This is a genomic window from Rhodovulum kholense, assembly GCF_003053725.1.
Taxonomy (GTDB): Bacteria; Pseudomonadota; Alphaproteobacteria; order Rhodobacterales; family Rhodobacteraceae; genus Rhodovulum; species Rhodovulum kholense.
The window spans coordinates 112,289-127,820 of the sequence record NZ_QAYC01000006.1 but is presented as its reverse complement, the minus strand read 5'-3'; the positions used below and the strand labels follow the sequence as shown (position 1 = coordinate 127,820).

The following is a 15,532-nucleotide window of genomic DNA, read 5'->3' as shown; positions in this document are numbered from 1 at the left end:
TGCGGGCGCGAGCACTCGCGGCTCTGGTCGGCCCGGCGCAGGCGCACGGCCTCTATCCGGCCGCCCGGGTTCCGGTCAGGCGCGGCGGCTGCCAACGCTCGAGCAGACCATTGACCCCTTTCGAGGTCCCGACCCAGATCGCGCCCGACAACACCGCCGACAGGCCCAGCGCCAACCCCATGAGGACCCCGCCCGGCACCTCCGCTCCTCCCTGCGCCTCGCTCAGTTCCGATGCAATCCAGGCCTCGGCCAGCTTGACCCCGACCGCGACCAGCAGCAACAGGCCCCCGACCTCCCGGCCCCGGATGACCCCACCCCGCGCCCTGGGGTCGAGCGCCCTCAGTGCCGCAGCGCTGACCAGCACTCCCCAAAGAGCCGACACTGGCGCATAGGCCAGCGCCTGCACATAGATGAAGGGAAAACGGCCGGAAAAGCCGCAGATCGCGATCAGAAGCGAAACGCCCAGCACCAGTACCGACCAGATCATCAGGAAGGACAGCAGATAGTCCTGCGGCCGCATCCGGTCGTGATGCTCGGCACCGCTTTCGGCCTGTCGGCCATGGGCCAGTGCGCTGCCGACATAGCACCCCTGCAAGAGCGGCCAGCAGATGAAGAACAGCCCCAGGATCAGCCAGACGGGCCGTTCGGGATCCGAGATCCCTTTCCACGTCGCGAACGGCCCTCCGGCAAAGGGCAGCTTTCCGCTGAGATACAGCACCGCCAGCACGAAAAGCAGCACCATGGGGAAGGCCAGCCCGAGCCAGAGGTTGAAATCGACGCCGATCCGGGGTCGCAGCCCCAGCAGACCGAAAAAGCGCTTGCAGCTCGAATAGGGCGCCGCAAGCCCGATGCAGATCGCAAAGCGCAGCGTCTCGTCCCAGAGGTCCTCCAGCTTTTCGCTGAGATCGCGCAGCCGCTCGCTTTGCACCTCCATGCTCTTGGCGCAGAGCGGCACGAGGCCGCGCAGGCTGGCGATCTGGCGGTGCAGGTCCTCGATGGTCTTCTGCACGTCGTCGTCGGCACCGGCGGGCGGGGCGAAGCCCGCCCCTGCGCTGGACGGCTCGGTCTCGACGATGCGGTTGAACTCGGCTTTCAGCACCGGGATCACGTCGTCGAGCCGGGACACCGGTATCGACGTAAGGGTAGCGCCGATCTCTTTCAGCCCCGCGGCATGACCAAGCCGCTCCCGAAAGGCCGGAAGATGCTCACCGGCCACATGCTTCAGCAGCAGATTGGCGACACGAACCACCTGGGTGTCGATGGCAGCCACTTCGGCCCGGATGCGCTCGACCTTGTCGACCAGCTGGCCGCGCAGACGATCATGTTCTGCCAAACGCGCGGCGACCTCTTCGGGCAGTTCGCCCCGGGTCATGCGCCACAGGATGAACTCGATCCGGGCCAGCCGCTCCAGCCGCTTCTGCGCCAGATCGCGGGCGGTGGGGTTGAGGTCGATCTCGTCATAGGCGGGCAGGTCCTCGCGCTGGCGGAACTGCATCAGGAATTCGTCCGCGAAGCGGCCCGAAATCGGCTCGGCGGTATCGGGTCGGCTGAGTTCCTCGAACAGCTGCTCGGCCTGACGCGGAATGAGTGCGTTGTTCTGGAAAAGCCCCCGCAGGCGGCGCTCCCAGTCCGAAGAATAGAACGCGACGACGATGCCGACCGCGGCAGCAACCGACCAGCGCGTGTCGCCCCCCGGCGAGACCGACAGCAGGACCTTGTCGACTTCGCTGAGGAATTCGTTGTCGGGCATCAGCGGAAAGACCAGCGTCATCGCCTGGTCTGCCACCGTCGGAAAGAACACGAGAACAAGAAAGAGGCCCGTGATCACCAGACCATAAAGCACGGCCCAGGCGCGAAACCGGAACCGGGTGGTGAAATAGCGCGGGCCGTGTTCGGGAAATCCGACCGGTCCGCGCGCCCGGGATGGCCAGCCGTTGAACCGGAAGGCGAAAGCCCCCCAAACGACGAGGCAGGCCGACCACAGGACGACCGTATCCGCCGCCAGTCCGTCTTCCGGCAGACCGGCGCCCGCGCTTCTGAGGATATTGACCGATACCGCCCGCAATTCGCTTTCGATAAGCGTCAACTCGCTGGAATGGCCGACAACAATGACCGCGGCCGAAACGGCGATAATCCAGAAAATCCAGACAAACATAGGATGACCTCAAATATCTTTTGTCCGGTCCCCGCAGCTTTGTTTATCATGATTCCAGATCTTTCAGAATGTCCAATTGCCAAGGGAGGCAGCCCCATGCCTCGATCTCGCAAAGCACCTTGTGAACTTCTTTCTGCACTGTTCTGCTTTTCAAGCGTTTTTCTTTTCGCGTCGCTCGGCGCGGCAGCAAATGCCCAGCCGGCCGGTGCGCTCTGTTCGGGCACGATCCGGGTCGGACTGCGCAAGGACGCCCCGCCCTTTTCGTATCGAATCGCGCGCGACATGGTGCCCGACGATCCGCGCCTGGACTGCGGTCACTCCGATGGCGGGCTTCTCGAAGGGTATGCCGGCTACACGGTCGCGCTGTGCCGGGCCTACCTCTCGCAACTGCGCTCAGGATGCCCTTCGGGAACGCCCGAGGTGACCGTCGTCCCGGTTCCGGTCGGCGACCGCTATGCCGGGCTCGCCGCGGACGATCCGCCCTTCGACATCCTTTGCGGGGCGACCACGGCGACGGTCACGCTTGGCGCCTCGGTGCCGCATTCGCCCTATACCTTCCTGACCAGCACCTCGGCGCTGGTCAACGCACGCTTCAGCGAAGGACAGCAGCAGTCCTGCCGGGTCGGCGTGGTCACCGGCACGACCTCGGCGCCGGGCATGCAGGACCGGGTCTCGCGGCCGCGCCGACTGGAAACATGGGAGGTCTTCACCGGGCGCAACCCCAGCTGTCGCGAGGACTCGCTGGATCGTGCGCGCGAATTCCGCAGCACGGCCGACGCCATCCTGGCCCTGAAAGAGACCGGCGCAGGCGGCATCGACGTGCTGATCGACGATCATCACATCCTGACCTGGTACTGGCAGAACCTCGACCACCTTGCCGGGTCGATCCGCCTGCCCGACGACCTTGCCGCCCGCTACACCGCGCTCGAACGCCAGGACGGGCAAGAGGGTGCCTGGTCGATCTCGGCCTTCCGCGACACGCTGCAACTGATCCCGGCGGCGATCTCGATCGAACCCTATGCCGTGCTCGGGCCCCCGCGCTCGGCCGCGCTGATCGCCGATTTCAGCCGGTTCCTGACCGCGGAACAGCTGGATCGCGACAGCCACTATACCCAGCTTCTGCGCCGCTGCTTCGGCCGTCAGGTCGACAGGACCTTCTGGTTCCTGATGGATTTCCAAAGCAAGGTCCGGGATGGCAACCCGCTCGACCTGGCCCCGAACTGACCGCGACCTGCCCCAGGGTCGCCGTTTCGCGCGGCGGCCGCGGGGTACCCGCCAACTGCCGCTTTTCTGGGCGCGTGCGCCGGACGCGGGCCCGGAGAACACGGCAAGCCCCGGGCCGTCCCAAGCGCTCTTGCGTCCTGCCCCGGACGGTGACAGCCTGCGGCTGGGCGGCACCGCCTCTGCGTCTTCCGAAAAGAACGGATGTTTCTAATGCTTGCCACGATTTCCCGACGCGGCGTCCTGACCGGCACCGCCGCCCTGCTTGCATCCACGGCCCTGCCCCGCCTCGCTCTGGCCCAGGGCGGCGGACGGCTGATCGTCGCCGCCGACAGCGAGCCCAGGCAGCTGAACCCGGCCATCGTTGCCTCGAACGGCGTCTTCTTCATCTCGTCGAAGGTGATCGAACCGCTGGCCGAAGCATCCTACGACGCGGGCGGCCTGAAACCGCTGCTGGCGACCGGCTGGGAGGGCTCGGAGGACGGGCTGTCGATCACCTTCACCCTGCGCGAGGGCGTCAGCTGGCATGACGGCACGCCCTTCAGCTCGGCCGATGTGGCCTTCTCGGCGATGGAGGTCTGGAAGCCCCTGCAGAACATCGGACGGTCGCTGTTCGCCAATCTCGAGGCGGTCGAGACCCCGGACCCGCTGACCGCCATCTTCCGCTTTTCCAAACCGACGCCGCTGCAGCTGATCGCGAACGCGCTTCCGGTGGTGTCCTCGGTGCTGCCGAAACATGTCTATGAGGGCAGCGACATCGTCGAGAACCCGGCAAACCGGGCGCTGATCGGCACCGGCCCGTTCAAATGGGGCGACTACCGCCCCGGCGAATACTACCTGCTGACCCGAAATGACAGCTATTGGGGCGAGGGTCTGCCCCATCTCGACGACATCGTCTTCCGGGTCCTGCCCGACCGCGCCGCCGCCGCAAGCTCGCTCGAAGCGGGCGAGGTGCATCTGGCGGCGTTCTCCTCGGTACCGCTGGCCGATCTGGACCGGATCGCCAAGGTGCCCGGACTGTCGGTCGTGACGAAGGGTTACGAGGCGCTGACCTATCAGCTGATCGTCGAGATCAACCACCGGACCGAGGAACTGTCGAACCTGAAAGTCCGGCAGGCCATCGCACACGCCATCGACAAGGACTTCGTGCTGGACACGATCTTCCTTGGCTATGCCGAAAAGGCCACCGGCCCGGTGCCCGCCAACGACCCGACCTTCTACACCCCGGACGTTACGACCTACCCCTTCGACATCGCGGCAGCCAAGGCCCTGCTCGACGAGGCCGGCTATCCCGAAGGGCCGGGCGGCACCCGGTTTTCGCTGCGGCTTCTGCCCGCGCCCTATTTCGCCGAGACCCGGCAGTTCGGCGACTATCTGCGCCAGGCGCTGGCCGCCATCGGCATCGACGCGCAGATCGTGCCCCATGACGCGGCGGGCCATATCAAGGCGGTCTACACCGATCACGCATTCGATCTGGCCATCGCGCCCACCGTGTTCCGCGCCGACCCGGCCATTTCGACCACCATCCTGGTGCGGTCGGGCCAACCCGATGGCGTGCCCTTCTCGAACCAGGGCGGCTACGCGAATCCCGAGCTCGACGCGCTGATCGACGAGGCGCTGGTGACGCTCGACCGGGACAAGCGCGTCGCCCTTTACAAGGACTTCCAGCGGATGGTCACCGCCGATCTGCCGCTGATCAACGTGGCCGACTGGTCCTTCACCTCGGTCGTGGCGGACAGCGTGACCGGGGTCGCCACCAACCCGCGCTGGGTCGTCTCGAACTGGGCGGAGACCGGCCTTTCGGAATGAGACAGGCACGGCCAATCGCCCGTGAGACAGTCTGATGGCGCGGCTCGGCCGGGTCGTTCTGGCGCGTCTTGCGGGCAGCGTGCCGGTGCTGCTGATCGTGCTGGTGGGCGTGTTCCTGCTTCTCGACAGCGCGGGCGGGGATGCGGTCGACGCCTATCTGCTGTCGATGGGCGGGGGCGATGCGCAGATGGCGGCCGAGCTGCGCACCCGCTACGGGCTGGACGGCTCGGCGCTGAGCCGGCTTCTCTTCACGCTGGGCCAATATGCACGGGGCGATCTGGGCTGGTCCATCGCGCTGAACCGCCCCATCGGCCCCGTGATCGCCGAGCGGCTGCCGAACACGCTCTGGCTCATGGGCAGTGCCACGGCGCTGTCCTTCCTGCTGGGCTCGGCTCTCGGGGTGCTGGCAGGACGCCGCCCCGGATCTCTCCTCGACCGGGTGCTGTCGGGCGGGTCGCTCTTTCTCTATTCGATCCCCAGCTTCTGGCTGGGTCTGGTGCTGGCCGTGGTCTTTGCGGTGCAGCTGCGCTGGCTGCCGGTCTCGGGGATCGAGACCATCGCCTCGGGCAAGGCGGGGCTGGCCCGCGCCGCCGACATCGCGCGGCATCTGGTGTTGCCGGTCGCGGCCCTTGGGATGATCTATCTGGCGCTCTTTCTCAGAATCATGCGCTCGGGCATGGCCGAGGCCTGGGGGCAGGACTTTACCCTCGCGGCCCGGGCGCGCGGGCTGCCCGACTGGCGCATCACCCTCAACCACGCGGCACGCAACGCCCTTCTGCCGCTGGTGACCATGCTGGGCCTGCAATCGGCGGCGATGCTGGGCGGCTCGGTGGTCATCGAAAGCGTCTTCGCCATTCCCGGCTTCGGCCGGCTTGCGCAAGAGGCGGTCGCGGGCCGCGACGCGCCCTTGCTGCTGGCGGTGATCCTGACCTCGGCCTTGATGGTGGTGATCGCGAACCTGCTGGTCGATCTGGCCTATGGCTGGCTCGACCCGCGCGTCGGGTCTGGAGCGGGCCATGACTAGACCCTTCCTCCGCCGTCCCGAGGCGCTTCTGGGCGGGGCGATCCTGCTGGCGCTGATCCTGATCGCGGGTTTCGCGCCGCTGATCGCGCCGGGCGATCCGCTGGCCATCGCGGGCCGCCCGCTGATCCCGCCCTTCACCGATGCGGGCCTGCCGCTTGGCACCGACCGGCTGGGCCGGGACCTTCTGGCCGAGCTGATCCACGGCGCGCGCACCTCGGTCGCGGTGGGGCTTTCGGCCGCGCTGGTCGCGGTCTTTGCCGGCATGACGGTCGGCACCGCGGCAGGCTTTGCCGGGGGCGCCATCGAGGCCGCGCTGATGCGGATCGTCGATGCCTTCCAGATCGTGCCGGGCTTTCTTCTGGCGCTGGCTTTCGTGTCGGTCGCGGGGCCGTCGCTTTGGGTCGTGGTGCTGGCCATCGCGCTTGGCGCCTGGACCGGACCCGCGCGGCTGGCCCGCGCCCGCGTGCTCAGCCTGCGCGAATCCGACTTCGTTGCCGCGGCAAAGGTCATGGGCATGTCTCCGGCCGAGATCGCCTTTCGCCAGATCATGCCGCTGGCCCTGCCACCCGTCCTGGCCGTCGCCTCGGTGATCGTCGCGGCGGCGGTGCTGACCGAGGCGGCGCTGTCCTTCCTCGGGCTTGGCGATCCGAATTCCGTCACCTGGGGGGCGATGATCGCCGAAGGGCGCAACCAGCTCCGCTCCGCCGCCTATCTGTCGATCATCCCGGGCATCGCGCTGGTGCTGACGGTGATCTCGACCTATCTGGTCGGCGAGGCGCTCACCGACAGTCTGACAGGGCGGGACAAGCGATGACCCTTCTGCTTGGCCTCACCGGCCTGTCGGTCCACTATCCCGGCGCCAGCGCCCCGGCGCTGGCCGATCTAGGGCTGGCGCTCTTCGAGGGCGAAAAGCTGGCCATCATTGGCGAATCCGGCTCGGGCAAGTCGACGCTCGCGCGCGTCATCGCCGGGCTGCTGCCCCCCGGCAGCCGCATCGAGGGCCGGATCGACTGGGGCGGCGGCCCCACGCCCCGGCCGGGCCGCGACATCGGCTATGTCTTTCAGGACCCGGGCGGCAGCCTCAACCCGCTGCTCTCGGTCGGGCGCCATCTGACCGAGGTGCTGCGCACCCACCTGCCGCTGACCGCACGCGACGCCCGCGCCCGCGCCGCCGAGCTTCTGGACACCGTGCAGATCCCCGACCCGGCCCGGGCGCTGAACGCCTATCCGCACCAGTTCTCGGGCGGGCAGCGTCAGCGCATCGCCATCGCGCTGGCCATAGCCGCGAGGCCCAGGCTGCTGATCGCCGACGAGGCGACCAGCGCGCTCGACGTCCTGGTGCAGGCCGAGATCACCGCACTCTTGCGGGCATTGTGCGACGCGAAGGGCATGACGCTTCTTTTCATCACCCATGACATGGCGCTGGCGGGCCAGCTGGCCGACCGGATCGCGGTGATGCATGCCGCCCGGATGGTCGAGATCGGCCCTGCGGCCCGGGTCCTGCGCGCCCCGCGCGAAAGCTATACCCGTTCTCTGCTGGCGGCCCATCTCGATCTGGCAAGCCCCCGCCTTGTCGGAGAGGCGCGATGACCCTGCTCGTGGCGCGCGGCCTGACCAAGACCTATCCCGGGGCCCGCCGCATCCGGGCGCTTGACGATGTGTCGTTCGAGATCGCGCCGGGCGAGACGCTCGGGCTGATCGGCCCCTCGGGTTGCGGCAAGTCCACGCTCGCGCGGGTGCTGACGCGGCTGACCGAGCCCGATGCGGGAACGATCCGGTTCGGCGGGCAGGATTGGGGCGCGCTCAAGGGCCGCGCGCTGCGCCGCGCCAGGGGCGCCATGCAGATGGTGTTTCAGGACCCGGGCGCGGCCTTTCATCCCCGCGCCACGGTGGCGGGCGCGCTCTGCGAGCCGCTGCGCCTTCATGCCATCGCGCCCCGGTCCGACTGGCCCGATCACGTCGAGCTGCTGCTGACCCAGGTCGGGCTTTCGCCCGAGCTTGCGCCCCGTCCGCTGAGCGCCCTGTCGGGCGGCCAACGCCAGCGCGTCGCCATCGCCCGCGCCATCGCCCCCCGCCCGAAACTGATCGTTCTGGACGAGGCGGTCTCGGCGCTCGACGCCTCGGTCCGCGCCCGCGTGCTGGACCTGCTGGCGCAGTTGCAGCGCGACATGGGGCTCGCCTATCTGTTCGTCAGCCACGATCTGGCGGTGACACGGGCGCTGTCGCACCGGATCGCGGTGATGGAGGCCGGCCGCATCGTCGAGACCGGCCCGGCCGAGGCGCTGCTGGCCGCTCCCCGGACCGAGATCCTGCGCCGCCTGATCGCGGCCGTGCCGACTATTCACACCGAAAAGGTTCCGTCATGAGTTCCCGCCGCCCTGCCCCCTTGCCCCCGTCCTGGCTGCCGCTGCCCGACGCCCCGGCCTTCCCGGCCGACGGATATGCGCCGCTGGCCGATGCCATCGGGCGGCTGATGGGCACGACCAATGACGTGCTGCTGGTGCAGGGCGAGGCGATGGTCGCGCTCGAGGCGGCGGCCAGTTCACTGGGGCGGCCGGGGGTCCGGGCGCTGAACGTCGTGACCTCGCTTTACGGGCGCTGGTTCGGCGGCTGGCTGAGGCGCGCGGGCGCCGAGGTGACCGACCTCGCGGGCGCGGCCCCGGGCCATCCGGCAACGGCCGGGGCGGTGGCGCGGGCCCTGGAGGCCGGGCACTACGATCTGGTGGCGCTGGTCCATGCCGAAAGCGCGACCGGCATCCTGAACCCGCTGGCCGAGATCGTGTCCCTGGCCAAGGCCCATGGCGCGCTTGTCGTGGTCGATGCGGTCGCCTCGCTCGGCGGGCACCCGGTCGAGGTCGACGCGCTGGGGATCGATATCGCGGTGATGGGGCCACAAAAGGCGCTGGGGGGACAGGCCGGGACCTCGGCCATCGCCATATCGCCCGTCGCCTGGGACCGGATCTCCGCCCCGGGCGAGGCGCCCTCGATCCTGTCTCTGGCCGATCTGCGAACGCTCTGGCTCGAACCCGGCCGGGGCGCGCTGCCGGGCACCCCCTCGGCGCTGGAATTCCACGGCCTCGCCCAGACGCTGGCCCGGGTCGAGGCCGAAGGCATGGCCGCGATCCGCGCCCGCCACGCGCGCGCCGCCGCCGCCGCCCGCACCGGGGCCCGCGCGCTGACCGGGGCCGAATGGGTGGCGCCCGGCCAGGCCTCGAACCTTGTCACCGCCGCCGCCCTGCCCGAGGGCCTTTCGGCCGCCGAACTGTTGACCCATGTCACCGGCGACGCGCTCACAGCGGGCGTGGGTCCCGCGGGCGAGCGGCTGGTGCGGCTCAATCACACCGGCCCGCGCGCGCGACTTGAAACCGTGCTGGGCGATCTCGCCACCCTTGGCGCGGCGCTGGCCGCCGCAGGCCATCCGGTCTCCACCGGCGCGGCGCTTTCGGCCGCCGAAGCCGCCTGGCGCGAGGCGGAAACGGCCTGAGCCATGCGCCCGCCCCGGACCATCCTGATCGACCTCGACGACACGTTGCTGACCGCCTACCGGCAGCCGGAACGGACCTGGGCCGCGATCATCGCCGAACATGCCGATGCGCTGGGCGAGCATTCGACCCGCTGGGTCACCGCCGAGGTGCTGGACCGGGTGCTGAGCTTTCTTGCCGATGAGGAGGGCCGCAAGCTCTGGCGGCTTGAAGGCGACGCGACGCGGCGGCGGGTGGTGCGCTCGGCCTTCCACCGGCTGAACCTCGCCCGCCCCCCCGGGTCCGAGCCGCTCCACGGGGTCGATGCCGACCGTATCGCCGACCGGTTCGAAACCTATCTCGAAGAGGCGATCACGCTGAAGCCAGGCGCGCGCGAGATGCTGGCGGGGCTTGCCAAGGCCGGGCTGCGGCTGGGGCTTCTGACCAACGGCACCCGCGCGCGCCAGCGCGCCAAGATCGCGCGTTTCGGGCTGTCGCCCTTCTTCCGTGCGATCCAGATCGAGGAAGAGGCGGGGTTCGGCAAACCCGACCCGCGCGCCTATCTGCGGCTGCTGGCCCGGCTCGATACCCCGCCCCGCGAGGCCTGGATGCTGGGCGACGACCCGGTCTGGGACGTCGCTGCGCCGGCCGCGCTGGGCCTGACCGCGATCCTCTACGACGAAACCGGCCGCGCGCCCCTTCCCACGGGCGCGGCCGCCCGGATCGACCGGCTCGACGCTCTTCCGCGTCTTCTCAAGCAGGTCGCCTGAGGCCGCCCGCTCAGGCCGTGGCGGGATGGTGCGGCGCGTCGGCCCCCAGACAGTCGGGCGTCGCGCGCCATTCCGGGCCGAACAGCACCGGCCCGGCAAAGAAACAGATCGCGGGCAGATCCGCAGGACAGGGGCCAAGCGCCACGCGCGGCACGAAGGGCGGCAGGTCCCAGACAGCTCCGGCCTCGGTCAGCGCGCGCCAGCGCGCCTCCAGTTCGGGCGCCCCGAAGACCAGATCGACCGCGCCCGCCGCACCGCGTTCGAAGCGCGGCCGTTGCGGGGTGACCGCGATCCGGTGCGGATCCGGCTCGAAGACCCTGAGGCCCCAGTCGACCGGGGTCGCGCTGTGCGCCAGCGTCACATGCGGGTCGTCGGGCATCGCCTCGAGCCCAAGCTGGCGCAGGACGGGCCGCAGCACCTCGCGGTTGAGGATCGAGCGGCGCAGGTGCAGGGGATGGGCGCCGCTGCGCGTTTCGCGCTGGGCGGCAAAGGGACAACGGCCGGCTGTGTGTTCCATGGAGCGCTCCATTTCCGAGTCGCATCATGCGGCCTGGACGGAGCTTTCATGGATGCGATAAATCGCCCCGTTTCAAGAGGCTGCCCCAAGGGGGGCAGTTCCGGGCGGGCCACCGCGCATGCGCCGGGCCAGCGCCGCCGCCTCGCTCAGCCGCGCCGGGTCGAGCCCGGTTTCGACCCCCAGATCCGCCAGCCGCGCCGCCACCTTCTCGGTCGCGGCATTGCCGGGCGCGCCTTTCGCATAGGGGCAGCCGCCCAACCCGCCCACGGCGGCGTCGAAGACCCGAAGCCCGGCCTCCAGCGCCACCTCGATATTGGCCATCGCCTGCCCGCCGGTGTCGTGGAAATGCCCCGCCAGGCGCGTCGGCGGGGCGACGGTCAGAACGGCGTCGAGCATCGCGGCAACCGTCTGCGGCGTGCCCCGGCCGATGGTCTCGCCCAGGCTGATCTCGTAACAGCCAAGCGCCAGCAGCCGGTCGGCCAGCGCCGCGACCGCCCCGGGTGGCGTCGGCCCGTCATAGGGGCAGTCAGTCACGCAGGAGATATAGCCGCGCATCGGCAGCCCGTCGGCCTTCGCCGCCGCCGCGACCGGGGCAAAGCGGCGAAAGCTCTCCTCGATCGAGGCGTTGATATTGGCGCGGCTGAACCCTTCGGAGGCCGAGGCGAAGATCGCGATTTCGTCGGCCCCCGCGGCATGGGCGCGCTCGTAGCCGCGGATGTTCGGGGTCAGCGCCGCATAGCGCACGCCCGGCACGCGACGGAGGCCCGCCAGCACCTCGACCCCGTCGGCCATCTGCGGCACCCGGTCGGGTCGCACGAAACTGGCCGCCTCGATCCGCCGGAACCCCGCCTGGCTGAGCAGATCGATCAGCGCGATCTTTTCGGCGGCGGGAATCGCCCGGGGTTCGTTCTGCAACCCGTCGCGCGGCCCGACCTCGAAGATCTCGACCCGCTCAGGCATCGTCGCCCTCCGGCTGAAGGCGGACCAGCGCGACCCCGGCCTCAACCTGCGCGCCCGGCGCGGCCAGCACCTCGGCCACCACGCCCTCGCGGGGCGCGGCCAGCGTGTGTTCCATCTTCATCGCCTCCAGCACCGCCAGCGGCTGGCCCGCGGCGACGCGGTCGCCCACGGCGACGGTTAGCGCCTTGAGAAGCCCCGGCATCGGCGCCTCGATGACATCCGCTCCGGCGCCCGCCGCCGTCGCGCGGTCCAGCGGATCGACGGGCGTGAAGCTGAACGTGCCCTGCGCGCCCGCGAAGACATGGATCGCACCGCCCGCCCGCAGAACGACACCGGGCAAGGCCCCGTCGATCCGCCAGCCGCCGGAATCGCGGCGGGCCTCAAGCACTGCCTCGCCGATCTCGACCGTCGCGCGATCGGGGCCGTCGAACAGCAGCGAGCCGGTGACCTCGTCGCCGTCGCGGCCGAGCGTCACAGCGCGCCTGAGCGGCGCCCAGAGGGTGAAGCCCGCGAGCGGGCCGTCGGGCGGGGACGCGGCCTCCAGCAGCGCCGCCGCCTCGACCGCGCGGACGGGCGGCGGGCTTTCGGCAAGACTTTCGATGTCCCGCTCGATCAGCCCGGTATCGACCTCGCCCCGGGCAAAGCCCGCATGGCGCGCGAGACGCCCGAGAAAGGCGAGGTTGGTGGTCGTGCCCGCGACCTGCGTATCGTCAAGCGCCCGGGCCAGTCGGTTCAGCGCGACAGCGCGCGTCGGGCCATGGGCCACGATCTTGGCGATCATCGGGTCGTACCACGGGCTGATCGTGTCGCCCGTTCGCACGCCGGTATCGGCGCGGATGCCGGGCGGAAAGGCCAGATGCGCCAGCGTGCCGGTCGCGGGCAGGAACCCGGCAGGCACGTCCTCGGCGTAAAGCCGGGCCTCGAAAGCATGCCCCGCCAGCGGAATCCGGTCTTGCGTCAGCGGCAGGCCTTCTCCGGCGGCAACGCGCAGCTGCCATTCCACCAGATCGAGCCCGGTCACGGCCTCGGTCACCGGATGTTCGACCTGCAGCCGCGTGTTCATCTCCATGAACCAGAACCGGTCGGGGCGGAGTCCGTCCGAGCCGTCGACGATGAACTCGACCGTGCCCGCGCCGCGATAACCGATGGCGCGCGCCGCGCGCACGGCGGCCTCGCCCATGGCGGCGCGCATCTCGGGCGTCATGCCGGGCGCGGGCGCCTCTTCGATCACCTTCTGATGGCGGCGCTGCAGCGAGCAGTCGCGTTCGAAAAGATGAACCGCGTCCGTGCCGTCGCCGAAGACCTGAACCTCGATATGGCGGGGAGCCTCGATCAGCTTCTCGATCAGCACGGCATCGTTGCCGAAGGCGGCCCTCGCCTCGGACCGGGCCGAGGCCAGCGCGGCGGCGAAATCGGCCGGGCGGGCGACCTTGCGCATGCCCTTGCCGCCGCCGCCCGCCACGGCCTTGATCAGCACCGGCCAGCCGATGGCCTCGGCCGCGCCCTCGAGATGGGCGTCGTCCTGATTGGCGCCGTGATAGCCGGGCACGACCGGTACGCCCGCCTGTTCCATCAAGGCCTTGGCCGCATCCTTCAGACCCATGGCGCGGATCGCGTCTGCCGAGGGGCCGATGAAGGTCAGGCCTGCAGCCTCGACCGCGTCGACGAAATCGGGGTTTTCCGAGAGAAACCCGTAGCCCGGATGGATCGCCTCGGCCCCGGTTTGCAGCGCGGCCTCGATGATCCGGTCGGCCCGAAGGTAGCTGTCGGCGGGCGCGGGCGGGCCGATGGCGACCGCCTCGTCGGCCAGCGCCACATGGGCGGCACGCGCGTCGGCCGTCGAGTGGACGGCGACAGTGGCGATGCCAAGGCGCCGGGCGGTGGCGATGACCCGGCAGGCGATCTCGCCGCGATTGGCGATCAGGATCTTGCGGAACATGCCGTGCCTTTCGTTGCGGGCGTCGGGATTTGGGTATTTTTGCCAAGAAGAAGCATGCGCGTCACATCCGGAAGACGCCGAAGCGGGTTTCGGGGATCGGCGCGTTCAGCGCGGCCGACAGCGACAGGGCCAGTACCACGCGCGATTTGCGCGGGTCGACGATGCCGTCGTCCCAAAGCCGGGCCGAGGCGTAAAGCGGGTGGCTTTGTTCCGCGAACATCTCGATCGTCGGGCGCTTGAAGGCGGCCTCGTCTTCGGGCGTCCAGGTCCCGCCCGCCCGTTCGATGGCGTCGCGTTTCACTGTGGCCAACACGCCCGCCGCCTGTTCGCCGCCCATGACCGAGATGCGGGAATTGGGCCAGGTCCACAGGAAGCGGGGCGAATAGGCCCGGCCCGCCATGCCGTAATTGCCCGCGCCGAAGCTGCCGCCGACCAGCATGGTGATCTTCGGCACCGCCGCGGTCGCGACCGCCGTGACCATCTTGGCGCCATGGCGCGCGATGCCCTCGTTTTCGTATTTGCGCCCGACCATGAAGCCGGTGACGTTCTGCAGAAAGACCAGCGGTGTGCCGCGCTGGGCGCAAAGCTCGATGAAATGGGCGCCTTTCTGGGCGGCCTCGGAAAAGATCACGCCGTTATTGGCGACGATGCCCACCGGGCAGCCCATGACATGGGCAAAGCCCGTCACCAGCGTTTCGCCGAAACGCGGCTTGAACTCGTCGAAGCGCGAGCCGTCAACGATGCGCGCGATCACCTCGCGGATGTCGTAGGGCGTGCGCAGATCGGCGGGCACGACGCCAAGGATCTCTTGGGGGTCAAAGGCCGGGTCCTCGGGCGTTTCCCAGCGCACGGTCGCGGGCCGGTCGCGGTTCAGGTGCCGGACGGCGCGGCGGGCCAGCGCCAGCGCATGGGCATCGTCCTCGGCCAGATAGTCGGCCACGCCCGACAGGCGGGTATGCACGTCGCCGCCGCCCAGATCCTCGGCCGAGACGACCTCGCCCGTCGCGGCCTTGACCAGCGGGGGCCCGGCAAGAAAGATCGTGCCTTGATCGCGGACGATGACGGTGACATCGGACATGGCGGGCACATAGGCGCCGCCCGCGGTGCAGGACCCCATGACGACCGCGATCTGCGGGATGCCCGCCGCCGACATCTGCGCCTGATTGTAGAAGATGCGCCCGAAATGGTCGCGGTCGGGGAAGACCTCGTCCTGGTTCGGCAAATTCGCCCCGCCGGAATCGACGAGGTAGATACAGGGCAGATGGCATTCGGCCGCAATTTCCTGGGCGCGCAGGTGCTTTTTCACCGTCATCGGGTAATAGGTGCCGCCCTTCACCGTGGCATCGTTGGCCAGCACCATGACCTCCAGGCCTTCGACCCTGCCGATCCCTGCGATGGCCCCGGCGCAGGGCGCGGCGCCGTCATAAAGCCCATGGGCCGCGGTCGCGCCAATCTCGAGGAAGGGACTGCCGGGATCGAGCAGGTTCGCCACCCGCTCGCGCGGCAGCATCTTGCCGCGCGCGACGTGGCGGGCACGCGCCGCCTCGCCGCCGCCCGCGGCAGCCAGCGCCGCGGCCTCGGCGATCTCGCGCAGCGCCGCGAGATGGGCCGCGCGGTTGGCCTGAAACACATCGGATGCGGGAAGGGCGGCGGATCTCAGGCGCATCGCGTGTCCT

The 15,532-nt window shown here is 69.8% G+C and carries 13 protein-coding genes; 8 read left to right on the top strand and 5 right to left on the bottom strand.

Features of this window, described 5'->3' with window-relative positions:
• Positions 1-52: 52 nt before the first annotated feature.
• Positions 53-2,155 carry a hypothetical protein gene (locus tag C8N38_RS09940; protein ID WP_108026853.1) on the bottom strand — a complete coding sequence of 701 codons (2,103 nt, stop codon included), beginning with the start codon at positions 2,153-2,155 and terminating at the stop codon, positions 53-55.
• 420 nt (positions 2,156-2,575) lie between these two features.
• On the opposite strand from C8N38_RS09940, the gene C8N38_RS09935 reads away from it, so the two are divergent.
• From C8N38_RS09935 to C8N38_RS09900, 8 genes are all read left to right on the top strand, one after another.
• A complete protein-coding gene (locus C8N38_RS09935) occupies positions 2,576-3,379 on the top strand; it encodes a type 2 periplasmic-binding domain-containing protein (RefSeq protein ID WP_146176253.1) in 804 nt (267 codons plus the stop codon).
• Positions 3,380-3,589: 210 nt separating this feature from the next.
• Entirely contained in the window at positions 3,590-5,185 is a 1,596-nt protein-coding gene (locus C8N38_RS09930; RefSeq protein WP_108026847.1) for an ABC transporter substrate-binding protein, read from the top strand.
• Between the two features lie 34 nt (positions 5,186-5,219).
• Positions 5,220-6,209 carry an ABC transporter permease gene (locus C8N38_RS09925; RefSeq protein ID WP_108026844.1) on the top strand — a complete coding sequence of 330 codons (990 nt, stop codon included), beginning with the start codon at positions 5,220-5,222 and terminating at the stop codon, positions 6,207-6,209.
• Complete coding sequence (locus C8N38_RS09920) at positions 6,202-7,023, top strand: ABC transporter permease (RefSeq protein WP_108026841.1); 822 nt, start codon at positions 6,202-6,204, stop codon at positions 7,021-7,023. The genes C8N38_RS09925 and C8N38_RS09920 overlap by 8 nt, the downstream gene beginning before the upstream one ends.
• Positions 7,020-7,799 (top strand): ABC transporter ATP-binding protein, encoded by a 780-nt coding sequence (locus tag C8N38_RS09915; RefSeq protein WP_108026837.1) that lies wholly within the window; start codon positions 7,020-7,022, stop codon positions 7,797-7,799. The genes C8N38_RS09920 and C8N38_RS09915 overlap by 4 nt, the downstream gene beginning before the upstream one ends.
• Positions 7,796-8,575, top strand: coding sequence for an ABC transporter ATP-binding protein (locus C8N38_RS09910; protein WP_108026834.1), 780 nt, complete (start codon positions 7,796-7,798; stop codon positions 8,573-8,575). Before C8N38_RS09915 ends, C8N38_RS09910 begins: the two co-directional genes overlap by 4 nt.
• Positions 8,572-9,693 (top strand): aminotransferase class V-fold PLP-dependent enzyme, encoded by a 1,122-nt coding sequence (locus C8N38_RS09905; RefSeq protein ID WP_108026831.1) that lies wholly within the window; start codon positions 8,572-8,574, stop codon positions 9,691-9,693. The genes C8N38_RS09910 and C8N38_RS09905 overlap by 4 nt, the downstream gene beginning before the upstream one ends.
• Positions 9,694-9,696: 3 nt before the next feature.
• Positions 9,697-10,440, top strand: a complete 744-nt coding sequence (locus C8N38_RS09900; protein WP_108026828.1) for an HAD family hydrolase — start codon at positions 9,697-9,699, stop codon at positions 10,438-10,440.
• Positions 10,441-10,450: 10 nt separating this feature from the next.
• Here the strand turns inward: C8N38_RS09900 and C8N38_RS09895 are convergent, their stop codons facing one another.
• From C8N38_RS09895 to C8N38_RS09880, 4 genes are all read right to left on the bottom strand, one after another.
• Positions 10,451-10,957: a hypothetical protein gene (locus C8N38_RS09895; RefSeq protein ID WP_108026825.1), complete on the bottom strand. Its 507-nt coding sequence runs from the start codon at positions 10,955-10,957 to the stop codon at positions 10,451-10,453.
• A gap of 72 nt (positions 10,958-11,029) precedes the next feature.
• Entirely contained in the window at positions 11,030-11,917 is an 888-nt protein-coding gene (locus C8N38_RS09890) for a hydroxymethylglutaryl-CoA lyase (RefSeq protein WP_108026822.1), read from the bottom strand.
• Positions 11,910-13,856, bottom strand: coding sequence for a DUF2118 domain-containing protein (locus tag C8N38_RS09885; protein ID WP_108026819.1), 1,947 nt, complete (start codon positions 13,854-13,856; stop codon positions 11,910-11,912). Before C8N38_RS09885 ends, C8N38_RS09890 begins: the two co-directional genes overlap by 8 nt.
• A gap of 61 nt (positions 13,857-13,917) precedes the next feature.
• Positions 13,918-15,522, bottom strand: coding sequence for a carboxyl transferase domain-containing protein (locus C8N38_RS09880; protein ID WP_108026816.1), 1,605 nt, complete (start codon positions 15,520-15,522; stop codon positions 13,918-13,920).
• Between the last annotated feature and the right edge of the window lie 10 nt (positions 15,523-15,532).

Bases quoted from the DNA above. Each gene is read 5' to 3' on its own strand.
- C8N38_RS09940 (WP_108026853.1), bottom strand. From the start codon at position 2,155: ATGTTTGTCTGGATTTTCTGGATTATCGCCGTTTCGGCCGCGGTCATT.
- C8N38_RS09930 (WP_108026847.1), top strand. From the start codon at position 3,590: ATGCTTGCCACGATTTCCCGACGCGGCGTCCTGACCGGCACCGCCGCC.
- C8N38_RS09925 (WP_108026844.1), top strand. From the start codon at position 5,220: ATGGCGCGGCTCGGCCGGGTCGTTCTGGCGCGTCTTGCGGGCAGCGTG.
- C8N38_RS09920 (WP_108026841.1), top strand. From the start codon at position 6,202: ATGACTAGACCCTTCCTCCGCCGTCCCGAGGCGCTTCTGGGCGGGGCG.
- C8N38_RS09915 (WP_108026837.1), top strand. From the start codon at position 7,020: ATGACCCTTCTGCTTGGCCTCACCGGCCTGTCGGTCCACTATCCCGGC.
- C8N38_RS09910 (WP_108026834.1), top strand. From the start codon at position 7,796: ATGACCCTGCTCGTGGCGCGCGGCCTGACCAAGACCTATCCCGGGGCC.
- C8N38_RS09905 (WP_108026831.1), top strand. From the start codon at position 8,572: ATGAGTTCCCGCCGCCCTGCCCCCTTGCCCCCGTCCTGGCTGCCGCTG.
- C8N38_RS09900 (WP_108026828.1), top strand. From the start codon at position 9,697: ATGCGCCCGCCCCGGACCATCCTGATCGACCTCGACGACACGTTGCTG.
- C8N38_RS09895 (WP_108026825.1), bottom strand. From the start codon at position 10,957: ATGGAACACACAGCCGGCCGTTGTCCCTTTGCCGCCCAGCGCGAAACG.
- C8N38_RS09890 (WP_108026822.1), bottom strand. From the start codon at position 11,917: ATGCCTGAGCGGGTCGAGATCTTCGAGGTCGGGCCGCGCGACGGGTTG.
- C8N38_RS09885 (WP_108026819.1), bottom strand. From the start codon at position 13,856: ATGTTCCGCAAGATCCTGATCGCCAATCGCGGCGAGATCGCCTGCCGG.
- C8N38_RS09880 (WP_108026816.1), bottom strand. From the start codon at position 15,522: ATGCGCCTGAGATCCGCCGCCCTTCCCGCATCCGATGTGTTTCAGGCC.